General features: G+C 74.3%; 8 protein-coding genes. All 8 read right to left on the reverse strand.

The features are described from left to right. Positions 1-194: 194 nt before the first annotated feature. Genes ACPYN4_RS12930 through ACPYN4_RS12965 form a run of 8 tightly spaced genes read right to left on the reverse strand, consistent with a single transcriptional unit; the run spans position 195 to position 11,005 of the window. On the reverse strand, positions 195-977 hold the full coding sequence (locus ACPYN4_RS12930) for a hypothetical protein (RefSeq protein WP_424446570.1): 783 nt from the start codon (positions 975-977) through the stop codon (positions 195-197). Continuing rightward, positions 974-2,701: a serine/threonine-protein kinase gene (locus tag ACPYN4_RS12935; RefSeq protein ID WP_424446571.1), complete on the reverse strand. Its 1,728-nt coding sequence runs from the start codon at positions 2,699-2,701 to the stop codon at positions 974-976. Before ACPYN4_RS12935 ends, ACPYN4_RS12930 begins: the two co-directional genes overlap by 4 nt. Then, the gene (locus ACPYN4_RS12940; protein ID WP_424446572.1) at positions 2,698-4,233 is read right to left on the reverse strand and encodes an FHA domain-containing protein; all 1,536 of its coding nucleotides are present in this window, start codon (positions 4,231-4,233) and stop codon (positions 2,698-2,700) included. Before ACPYN4_RS12940 ends, ACPYN4_RS12935 begins: the two co-directional genes overlap by 4 nt. Beyond that, entirely contained in the window at positions 4,230-5,060 is an 831-nt protein-coding gene (locus ACPYN4_RS12945) for a PP2C family protein-serine/threonine phosphatase (RefSeq protein WP_239281983.1), read from the reverse strand. Before ACPYN4_RS12945 ends, ACPYN4_RS12940 begins: the two co-directional genes overlap by 4 nt. Beyond that, the gene (locus ACPYN4_RS12950) at positions 5,057-6,262 is read right to left on the reverse strand and encodes an RDD family protein (protein ID WP_424446573.1); all 1,206 of its coding nucleotides are present in this window, start codon (positions 6,260-6,262) and stop codon (positions 5,057-5,059) included. Before ACPYN4_RS12950 ends, ACPYN4_RS12945 begins: the two co-directional genes overlap by 4 nt. Further along, positions 6,259-8,658 carry a transglutaminaseTgpA domain-containing protein gene (locus ACPYN4_RS12955; RefSeq protein WP_424446574.1) on the reverse strand — a complete coding sequence of 800 codons (2,400 nt, stop codon included), beginning with the start codon at positions 8,656-8,658 and terminating at the stop codon, positions 6,259-6,261. The genes ACPYN4_RS12950 and ACPYN4_RS12955 overlap by 4 nt, the downstream gene beginning before the upstream one ends. Beyond that, complete coding sequence (locus ACPYN4_RS12960) at positions 8,655-9,977, reverse strand: DUF58 domain-containing protein (protein WP_424446575.1); 1,323 nt, start codon at positions 9,975-9,977, stop codon at positions 8,655-8,657. Before ACPYN4_RS12960 ends, ACPYN4_RS12955 begins: the two co-directional genes overlap by 4 nt. Positions 9,978-10,033: 56 nt before the next feature. Next, positions 10,034-11,005: an AAA family ATPase gene (locus tag ACPYN4_RS12965; RefSeq protein ID WP_239281977.1), complete on the reverse strand. Its 972-nt coding sequence runs from the start codon at positions 11,003-11,005 to the stop codon at positions 10,034-10,036. Positions 11,006-11,039: the final 34 nt, after the last annotated feature.

Below are 11,039 nucleotides of genomic sequence, written 5' to 3' on the forward strand. Positions count from 1 at the left end.
GCGGCGCTGGGGTGCGCGGGCTCGCGGGTTGCGCGGCTGGCGCGCTGCGCGGGTCTCGCCGACCGGGCCCATTTTCGCCCAGTGCGCCCGTTATGGACGGTCTGCACCGGGCCCTCTCGGCGGGAAGGGGCGCACTCGAAGAAGAGAGGCGCGGGGCGAGAGGCGCGGGGCGGGGCGAGGGCAGGGGCGCGGGGTCAGGGGCGGGAGGCGGCGGGGGTCTCGGAGGCGTAGCGCTCCGGATCGTCGAGCATCACGAGGTCGTTGCGGGTCACCAGGCGCGAGGACACGGCGTGCTCCACCAGGCGCACGCGGCGGTTGGTCGCCGACGACGTGACGCCGCCGCGGAGCCCCGGCACGCCCTGACGGTCGAGCTTGTCGCAGACGTTGTCGAGCTTGCGGTTGAAGCGGGTGATGCTCCACCCCAGGCGCTGCGCCGCCGCGGCCGAGGTCGGCAGCTCGCTCATGCCGGTGCCCTCGCGCCGCAGCACCGGCTCGGCGAGCGCCACGATGAGCAGCTTCTGACTCGGCGTCAGCGGCACCGCCCCGATGGTGGACAGCCCGCCGTCGTCGACCTGGCGCGGCGTCTCGCGGAACGCCGGCTGCGCGGAGTGCACCGACAACTCGTAGGTCGTCGCGCCGGCGGAGAAGACCACCGTCGTCACGCCGAAGACGATCGGCAGCCGCGCGCCCGGCGCGAGCTGCGCCTGCACGCGCCCCTCGGTGTCGGTGACGGTCGCCGACAGTCGCGCGCCGATGTTGATCAGCCACCACAGCCCGCCGGCCTGCTCGAGGGAGAGGAAGTGACGATGCAGGAACCGGTTGTCGTCGATCGCGAGGTCGCCCTCGCGACCGATCGTGAACCGGGTGCCGGAGGGGACCGTGACGTACTCGCCGGCGAACTCGACGGTCACGTCGGCCTGGCCGGGACCGGGCTCGGCGACGCCTGCGGGGGGAACGGTGTCTTCGACGTCGGTCACGATGTGCACTCCCGGGTCACCGGGCCGGCGCGCCCGGTCGAACGAAGCAGGGTGACCTCGATGCAGGTGGTGCCGCCGGGGTCGGCGGGCAGGGTGACCGTCGTCGCCTCGACGCGCTCGTCCTGCCCGTTGCCGGTGAGCGTGACGACGTGCCAGAGGTAGGCGTCACCTTCCTGCGGATCGGGGTTCGTCCAGGTGAACACGGCATCGGCGCCCTGCACCGAGCCGGTGAGATCGGCGACGGCCGGCACGACGTCGCCGATGGGGTCTTGCGGGGCGACGGATGCCGTGGGGCTCTCGACCGGCTCCTGCACCGCCGGGGCGATGAGGCTCGCGCCGAGCGCGATGCCGCCGATCACCACGATCGCCGCGGCGATGCCGCCGCCGATCCATAGGCCGCGACGTGACCGCGGCGCGGCCGGTCCACCGGCGGGCGCTCCGGCGGCGGTGCCGTCGGGTGCTGCCGGGGCGACGGGCGCGGCGGATGCCGGGCCACCCGGGCCACCCGGGGAGCCCGGGGTCGCCGGCGCGGGCGGGGCCGTCGGCTGGCGGCGGACCGTCCCGGCGTCGATCGCGTCCCCGGGGGCGGATGCCGGAGCGAACCCGGTGTCCGCGACGGTCGCCTCCGGCACGATCGAGACCGGACCGCGCAGGACCGTCGGGTCGGCCGTGTCGCCGGCGTCGGTCACGGGCGGCGCCCACGATGCCGTCGCGGCGGCGTGGGCATCGGGGTGGTCGCGCCGCCGGGTGGGGCCTGCGGCCGGACCGGTCTGCGGTTCGATGGAGACGATGCCGCGGACGCGGGTGAGCTCGCCGTCGGCATCCGGGTCCTGCGTGTCCTCTTCGGGCGCGTCGTCGAGGATGTCGATCGGGGTGACGGAGTGCGCGAGCTCGATCTGCACGCGCTGCAGGGCGCGGGCGAACGCGACGGCGGACTCGAAGCGGTCGCCGGGGCGCTTGGCCATCGCTCGCTCGAGCACCGCCTGCAGCGACGCCGGGGCGTCGGCGCGCTCCAGGCGCGGCACCGGCTGACTCTCGATCCGCTGGATGAGATCGGCGCCGCCGTTGCGGCCGCCGGGCTGCTCGAACGGCGACCGGCCGGCCAGCAGGGTGTACACCGTCGCGCCGAGGGCGTAGACGTCGGTCGCGACGCCCGACTCCGGCTGGTCGGTGAACGACTCCGGCGGCGACCACGGGATCGACATGCCGGCGGACGACTCCACGGCATCCGCCTTCTTCGCGATGCCGAAGTCGGTGAGCGCCGGACGGTTGTATTCCGTGACGAGAATGTTGGCCGGTTTGATGTCGCGATGCAGGATGCCGGCGCGGTGCGCCGTCTCGACGGCCGCCGCGACCTGCACGCCGACGCGGAGCGCTTCGGCCACCGAGAACGCCGCGGCGCGCGAGCGCACCTGCAGATTCGGGCGCGGGCAGTACTCCATGACGAGGTACGGACGGCCGTCGTCGGAGACCCCCGCCTGGTAGATCGTGACGATCGCCGGGTGCGTCGACAGCAACGCCATCACGTTCGCCTCGGCGGTGAACTGCTCTGCCGCGCCTCCCGCCATGCGTCCCTCGAGCATGACCTTCACCGCGACGCGACGCCGTGGCAGGTGCTGCTCGTAGAGGTAGACGTCGGCGAACCCGCCGGACCCGAGAACGTCGAGGTACGTGAAACCCGCGAGTGCCGGCGGCGGCGCGGGCGGACGCTTCGCGGCGCTCACGGCAGATCCTCGAAGGCGACCGTGACGCCGTCGCCGAGGTCGAGCACGTCACCGGTGATCACCATGGTCGGCTCACCCGGATGCAGCCGCACCGGCTCTTGGCCGCCGCGCAGCAGCACTGTGCCGTTCGTCGTGTCGAGGTCGGTGACGAGCACATGCTCACCCTCGGCGCGGATCTCGACGTGACTGCGCGAGATGTCCTGCTCCGGGCTGTCGACGGCGACGAGGGTCGGCAGGTCGGATCCCGAGGTCCGCGTCGACTTGGGGCGGCGGCCGATGATGACGGGGCGTTCGAGTTCGACGACCCGCCCGGTCGACAGCCGGATGCGGCCGCGTGCAGGATGCCGGGCGGGGACGCTGTCGGTGGACTCGTAACGGTCGGGCTCGGCGGCGCGCATCGCCCGCATGTCCGCGACCGCGATGGTCTCGCCGTCGTGGTCGCCCAGCGCGACCGCGGCAGGTGCGGGCGCGGACGCGGATGCCGGTGCGGGCGTGGCAAGCGGGGGTGCGGCCGGTGCGAACACGGGTGCCGGCGGCAGACCGCGGGGGCGGCCCGATGCCGCGATGGTCTCGCCGTCGTGGTCGCCCTCGTCGAGGGCGACCTGATCGCCGTGGTCACCGCCGGCGTCGGGCAGGACCGCGGACGGCCGGGCGACGGTCTCGCCCCACAGCATGCGCTCGTCGACGTCGCTCGGCGGTTGGGTCGCCATCGGCAGGAGAGTGTCGGCGGCATCCTGCGTGTGGCTGACGGTCTCCGTCGCGGTCTCGCTCGGCGCCGCCGCCCCCGCTTCCTCGCCGTCCCCCGGCGCACCGGCATCCGTCGACTCTTCGGCATCCGCCGCCGCAGGCACCGCCTCCGAGGCCGCCGCCGTCGCAGGCAAAACCGCCGCCGCCCGGGCCTCCCCCGCGGCGGGCACCGCCTCCGAGGCCGCCGCCGTCGCCGTCGCAGGCACCGAAACCGCCGCCGCCCCGGCCTCCCCCGCCGCCGCGGGCACCGCCGCGGGCGCCGGCACCGCCGCGGCCGCGCCGCCCACCACCGCGGGCAGGTCCGCGACGATCATGACGGCGCGGACGACGCCGGAGCGCAGCGGCACGTTCTCATCGGCCGCGTCGGCGCCCCCGCCCACGCCCGCGTCCCCGCCCGCGTCGGCCGCGGGCTCAGGGACGATCGTGATGCGCGTCGCGCCGGGAAGGAACCGCTCCGTCCACGTCGCGACGCCTTCGCCGGAGACCGACTCGGCTCCGCCGTCGCCCTCGACGACCACCTCGACGGCGCCGCGGACCGCGACGCGCACGCCGCCGGCTTCGGCGACGGCCAGCGCGAACGGCGGGATCGCGCTGAGCGACGTGCCGAACGCTCCGGTGAGGGCTTCGATCACCGCGCCGATGCCACCTCCGCCGACCTTGCGCCACACCGCCGTCGCTGTCCCCGCCGACACCGCCGGGGCGAGCACCGCGACCGCGCCGTTCTCGGCGGCGACCCACCATCCGGTCGCGGCCGGGCGGTAGCGCACCAGCGTTCGCTCGGTCATCGACCGTCTCCCCTCGTCCCGGCGCGCGGCCGGGTGTCGCTGTCGGCGTCGCCGCGGCGTGCACCAGCGGGGGCCGTGTCGAACACGTCGTCGTAGCCGGTGACGGCGAGCGCGTCGACGACGACCGCCGTGATGTTGTCGCGGCCGCCGTGCACGAGCGCCTCGTGGATCAGCCGGGTGGCCGCATCGGCCGGGTCGGCCTCGTCGGCGAGGATGTCGCGCAGTCGCGCGGCCGACAGCTCGCCGGACAGACCGTCGGAGCACACCAGGATGCGGTCGCCGGGCTCGGCGGGGACCATCCAGTAGTCCGCCTGCCCGTCGCTGCCCGCCCCGATCGCCCGGGTGATCTCGTTGCGCCGACTGTCGGTGACGGCATCCTCTCCGGAGAGGAGCCCCGCGTCGAGCAGTTCCTGCACGACGGAGTGGTCGACGCTGATCTGCTCCAGCAGGCCGTTCGCGAAGCGGTACGTGCGGGAGTCGCCCACGTTGACCGTGAGCCAGTATCCGACGCCGCCGACCTCCGCGATGGCGACACCGGTGAGGGTCGTGCCGGCGGCCCGCCCGTCGCTCGCAATCGCCTCGACGCGGGCGCGCGACCGGCGCAGCGCCGCGCGCACCTGGTCGATGCCGAGGCTCGGCGCCCCCACGAGCTGCGCGAACTCCGCGACGACCGCAGCGCTGGCCCGGTCCCCCGCGTCGTGTCCGCCCATGCCGTCGGCGACGAGGAACAGCGGGGCGTCGGCGAGGAAGGAGTCCTCATTGACGCGGCGCCGGAGCCCGGTGTGCGAGGCGGCGGCAGCGCGCACGTGGATGGGCGCATCGATCATGGGGCGACCTCGATCCGCACCTGCCGGTCGCCGAATTCGAGCACATCGCCCATCCGCACCCGGGTGGGCTCACCCGGCACGGCCGGCCGACGCTCGGCGCCGCGGCGCACGACGACGCCGTTCGTGGAGTGACGGTCGATGACCCACAGCGCCGGATCGACGTCGCCGTCGGGCGCGGGGAGGAGCTCGAAGTGCGTCTTGGACAGCGACAGCGTCTCGTCGCGGATCGGACAGACCATGGCGCCGGTTTCGGGCACGGGGTTGCGGCCGAACAGCGTGCGACCGTAGACGGCCTGCGTCGCGCCGTCGTCCCACGCCAGTCGCGCGAGGACCTTCTCGCCCGTGGACAAGCGCGTCTGGTCGACGAGATCCGGCAGGACCGAGGGGTGCCGGGCGGATGCCGGGGCGGGAGCCGGCGGGACAGGCGCCGCCGGGGGTGTCGCGGCGGGAGCCGACACCGTCGGGACGACGGACCCTGCCGCACCGGGCACCGTCGCCGGCCGTCCCGGCGAGGTGACGCCCGGCACGAACGAGATGACACCGGCCGGGGGTGCGGCGGCGGCCGTGGCGGGACTGATGACGGTGCGCTCGTCGGGCTCGGCCGCGGCATCCGCTGCGATCGCCCGGGCGGGGTACGGCGCCGGGTACGAGGCGGGCGCCCCCAGGGGACCGGGGATGCCGGTGCGCGGGGTGGCCCCGGCATCCGTCGTCGTTTCCGCTCCGCTCGCCGTCGTCGCCGGCGCCGCGACCGCCGCGCCGTGACCGGCGATGTCGGTCATGACGGCGCCGGAGACCTGATCGTGCCAGCCGCGACGCCAGGGCGTCGGGTCGAACAGCGGCGAGAACATGCCCACGATGATGGCGGAGCCGAGGCCCCAGATGACGTTGCGCAGCAGGGCGCGGCCGAAGCCGAGCGGGGCGTCGTCGGTCTCGCGCACGAGCCGCAGGCCGAGCGCGCGCATGCCGATCGATCCCCCGCCGCCCTGCATGAGCGAAGAGACGAGGAACCAGCCGATCGCGATGACGTAGGCGCCGATGCTGGCGGCGATGAGCGGGAATCCGCCCTCGGTGCCCAGCGAGATGCCGCCGAGCACGGCGGCCGCCACCAGCAGCACGATGAGGGCCACCGCACCGTCGATGAGGTACGCCCCGATGCGCCGGCCAAGCAGGGCCGGGCGGCGTGCGAGATCCGGCGCGCTCATCGGCGGCCCTTCCGCGCCGCCCACGCCCCCTGCGCGCGCGTGCGCAATCCGCCCACCGCGCCGCCGATGCCGCTGGCGGCCGCGCGCCACAGGTCGGCCGGGCGACTCGCCGTGCCGCCGCGACGCAGCGACCGCAGGCTCAGCCGCGCGCGCAGGCGCTGCCACAGCGACGTAGACCCTCTCATCTCACCGACGATATCGTCCACCTCGCGCCAGAACGCCTCCACGTCCTCGGGCGCGGGATCGCCGGGGCCGTAGACGTCGAGATCGGCGCGGCTGGCGAGCTCGGTGACCCGCGGCTGGGCGAATGCCGCCCCCACGACGGCGGCGCTCTCGCTGCGGGTCGCCCCGGCGACGACGGGGGCACGCAGGTCGACGGCCGAGTCGACGAGCTCGTCCCAGCCGCCCGAGATGCGGTCGGCGGTGCGTGCGGCGCTGCGTCGGCGGGCGCGGCGCGCGCCCTTGACGACGCCCATCACGATGAAGGGGGCGGCAAGCAGCAGCAGCACGCCCAGGCTCATCCCGCCGTACAGCAGCACCGGGCCGAGCCAGTCGATGCCGGCGGCTTCGTCGTCCTCCTGCTCGCGGTCCTCCGCGATCGCGGGCGGCAGGTCGGCGGGCTCCTGCGCGGGCGGCGGCGGCTGCAGCACCTGCGGCTTCGGGTTGGCCCGCGGCTTGGTGGTCTGGTCGTTGGGCTGGTTGTCCTCGTCGGGCGTCGGGTCGAAGGTGACCCAGCCGACGTTCTCGAACGCGATCTCGACCCAGGCGTGCAGATTGTCGCCGGTGGCCGTGAAGACGGCGCCGGCCTGGCCGTCCTCACCCGGGTGCCACCCCATCACGACGCGCGCCGGCATGCCGAGCTGGGTCGCCATGAGCGCCATCGCGACGGCGTACTGCTCGTCGTCGCCGATCATCTGGTCGCCGCCGAAGAGCGTCGTGATGCGGCTCGCCCCGTGCCCCGAGAGCGAGAGGACGTCGTCGGCGAGACCGTGGCTGAAGAACCCGTCGGTGTGCAGCCAGCTCTCCAGCGCCCGCGCCCGCTCGATGGGCGTCTCGGCGTCGGCGACCGCCTTCGACGCGAGATCGGCGATCTTCTCCGGGATGCCGGTCTGCTTGGGCATCTTCAGCGCGGCGAACGGCACGTCGGCCAGTGCCGCGTCGGACGGCTGCTCGGGCACGACGGTGGTCATCGTGTACGCGTCGCCGGCGGCGAGACCGCCGGGGGCCACGGCGGTGCCGGTCGCGTCGTTGAAGTGCGTCGTGCGGGCCAGCTCCGCGGCGCGCGGACCGTCGAAGGCGAACGAGCGGACCGACCCGACATCGGGCACCCACACGCCGGCGAGCTCGCCGATCTCCACACGCACCGTGGCGGGCGTGCCCTCCGCGGCCGGCGACATGTTCGAGCGGATGGGGGTGAAGGCGCTGGAGGAGCCGGCGCCGTCGTCGGAGACGTTGTAGACGATGCCGTCGTACGCGTCCATCGTCGCCAGCCGCACTCGGCCGTCCTCGGGGAGCCCGGTCACGGTGAACAGGGTCGTGTCGGCGTCGTCGCGGACGTAGCCGCGGAAACTCTGCAGCGGGCTCGGATACTGCGTGATGTCGAACGGCGGCACGACGAAGTCGCGCAGGATGTAGCGCGGCACCGGCGGCGCGGCGACGGCGGCGGTCGTGACGCCGACGCCGGTCGCGACGGCCAGCACGGCACCGGCGGCCACGAGGCGGCGCGTGCGGGAGCTCCTCACCGACTCGGCATCCGACGCCCCTGCCGACTCGACGCGGACGGCGGCGCGATCGTGCTCCCACGCGCGACGCAGCGCGAGCCAGACGATGGCGACGACGGCGAGGAGGACGCCCTGCACGATCGGCGCCGCCGGCTGCGCGACACCCAGCAGGATCGTCGCCACCAGCACGACGGCCGCCGGCAGCAGCGCCCAGGCGGCGTGGCGCGCGCGCAGCGCGAGCGAGCCGGTCAGCACGCCTCCGACGAGGGTGAGGATGAAGGGGACGATGAGGTGACCGTCGGATGCCGCGACCGGCGGCACCGTCGTCAGCAGCTGCTTCCAGGACGTGACGGTGCCGAGCGCCAGCTGCTGAAGGGTGTCGAGGGTGGGGACGATGCCGAGGAGCGCGGTGTGGGGCAGCGCGAGCGCGCCGCCGAACACGATGTACGCGCCCACCGTCGCACCGGCGAGGCTCAGGATCCCCCACCGCTGACGAGCGCCCACCCACGCCAGCGCGAGACCCAGCGCGAGGCCGCCCAGGGCGGCCACGAGGTACTGGGGCGAGTCGAACGTGGGCGCGAAGCCGATGACCGACACGAGCAGCATCAGCGCGGCGGCGGCCAGGTCGACCAGCACGATGCGGGTCGAGCGGGAGGACCGGGCGGCGACTCTCACGACAGCACCTTCCGCACGGCGCGCGGCAGCTGGTCGAGGTCGCCGATCGTGACGACGTCGGCCTCGCCGATGCGCTTGAGGGCCGGCGCGTCCACGCGGGCGTCCGCGACGATCGCGAGGGCGCGCACGCCCAGCGGCAGCCGCGAGCACGCGAGGCGCAGGTCGGCGGCATCCGTCTTCGATCCGGTCACGAGCACGACGACCGCCGCCTGCGGGGCGTGCGCGGCGATCGACCCGGCGAGCGCGACGACGCCGCCGGAGCGCGGACGTGAATGTTCGAGCATCGACAGCTCGTCGAGGAAGCGCCGCGCCGTGATCGAGCGGACGGGACCGTGCTGCGTGCGCGCATCGAGGATGCGGGAGTCGCGCAGCGCCCGCAGACCCACCGACGCCGCGGCGGAGATCGCGACCTCGAACTCCTCCGGGTCGCGGTACTCGTCGGGGTGCGTCGACAGGCCGACGACGAAGTGCGAGCGACGGGTCTCCTCGTACTGGCGGACCATGACCTCGCCGACCCGGGCCGTCGACTTCCAGTGCACGTGGCGGAGGTCATCGCCCGGCTGGTATTCCCGCAGGGCGTGGAACGACACGTCGTCGCGGGAGAGGTGCTGCGCCGGCAGGCCCTCGAGGTCGCGCAGGTGCCCGAGCGAGAGCCCGTCGAGGCTCGTCGTGCGCGGATGCACGTACAGGTCCACGGCTTGTCGCCGGTCGTTGGTGCGCTCGAAGAGGCCGAGCGGATCGCCCCGGCGGACGCTGACCGGCCCCACCGACAGCACGCCACGGCGCGAGGTCGGGATCGCGAAGACCTCTTCGTGCTCCTGCGCGGGCGCGAGACGCGGCACCTGGAAGACGCCGCGGCCGGCGCCGACGGGCAGCACGACCTCCGACGGCAGGATCGTGCGGGAGGTGTTGTTGACGAGCGTGAGACCGCCGACCGCCCGTTCGCCGACGACGACGTGCGTGCGGGTGAGATCGAGCTCGATGTCGTAGCTCGTGCGCCCGAACAGGAACGCGATGCACAGCACGATGACGGCCGACAGCACGGCGGCGGCGACGAGGAACTCCTCCCAGCCGAACGCGAGCGCGAGCCACCAGACCACGACGGTCGCGACGATCAGCACCCAGCCGAGCGGGCGGATGACCTCGGCGACGGCACGGCCGACGCGGGCGGTGGACCGCCATGCCGACTCGACGCGCTCCCGCCACTTCTCACCGCGGGTCGCCTCGCGCGGCGCGACGAGGGTCGTCCCGACATCCGTCGCCTCTTCGGCGACCTCGTCCGCCGGCTGCGGCTCCGGTGCGACGGGTGCGCCGGACACGCCGGCATCCCGTCGCGCACGGCGCGACGGGGCCAGGGTCTCCGGCGCCTGGGTCATCAGCTCGCGGCCCGCGCGAGCGGCGCCTCGACCGCCGTGAGCGCACGCTGGACGACGGTCTCGGCGGTGGTGCCGGAGAACTCCGCCTCGGGGTCGAGCACGAGACGGTGCGCCCACACCGGGACGGCGAGGGTCTTGATGTCGTCCGGGATCACGAAGTGGCGGCCCTGCGAGGCGGCGTACACCTTCGCGACCCGCATCATCGAGATCGCGCCGCGCACCGAGACCCCGAGACGCGTGGCCTCCGACGCGCGGGTGGCCTCGACGAGCTGCGCCGCGTAGCGCGCGACCGCGGGATCGATGTGGACGGATGCCGCGAGGTCGGCCATGTCGGCGACGGCACCGGTCGTGATGACCGGCGACAGGCTCGCCGAGGGGTTGCGGTCGACGGCGCCCGCGAGGATCCGCTCGGCCACGGCGAGCGACGGATAGCCGATCGAGGTCTTCAGCATGAAGCGGTCCAGCTGCGCCTCGGGCAGCTTGTACGTGCCGGACTGCTCGATGGGGTTCTGCGTCGCGATGACGAGGAAGGGCCTGCCCACCTCGTGCGCGACGCCGTCCACGGTGACGCGGGACTCCTCCATGACCTCCAGCAGGGCCGACTGCGTCTTCGGCGAGGCACGGTTGATCTCGTCGGCCAGCACGATCGAGGCGAACACCGGGCCGCGGTGGAACTCGAACCGGTGGTTCTGCTGGTCGTAGATCGTGACGCCGGTGACGTCGGAGGGCAGCAGGTCGGGCGTGAACTGGATGCGGGTGCTCGTGCCCTGCACGCTCGCCGCGATCGCCTTGGCGAGGCTCGTCTTGCCGGTGCCCGGCGCGTCCTCCAGCAGCACATGGCCTTCGGCGAGCATCGCCGAGAGCACGAGGCCCACCACCTCGCGCTTGCCGAGCAGCGCCTGGTCGACGTTGTCGACGAGGCGCGTGAAGGTGTCGCGGAACCACGCCGCCTGTTCCGGGGTCATGCTCATGTCGGGGTTTCCTCGTTCTCGGGGGTCGATGGGC

It is taken from the genome of Microbacterium sp. CH-015, assembly GCF_049707015.1.
Lineage (GTDB): Bacteria > Actinomycetota > Actinomycetes > Actinomycetales > Microbacteriaceae > Microbacterium > Microbacterium aurum.

Excerpts from the sequence above, each read along its gene's own strand:
- ACPYN4_RS12945 (WP_239281983.1), bottom strand. The coding sequence starts at position 5,060 with ATGATCGATGCGCCCATCCACGTGCGCGCTGCCGCCGCCTCGCACACC.
- ACPYN4_RS12965 (WP_239281977.1), bottom strand. The coding sequence starts at position 11,005 with ATGAGCATGACCCCGGAACAGGCGGCGTGGTTCCGCGACACCTTCACG.
- ACPYN4_RS12940 (WP_424446572.1), bottom strand. The coding sequence starts at position 4,233 with ATGACCGAGCGAACGCTGGTGCGCTACCGCCCGGCCGCGACCGGATGG.
- ACPYN4_RS12950 (WP_424446573.1), bottom strand. The coding sequence starts at position 6,262 with ATGAGCGCGCCGGATCTCGCACGCCGCCCGGCCCTGCTTGGCCGGCGC.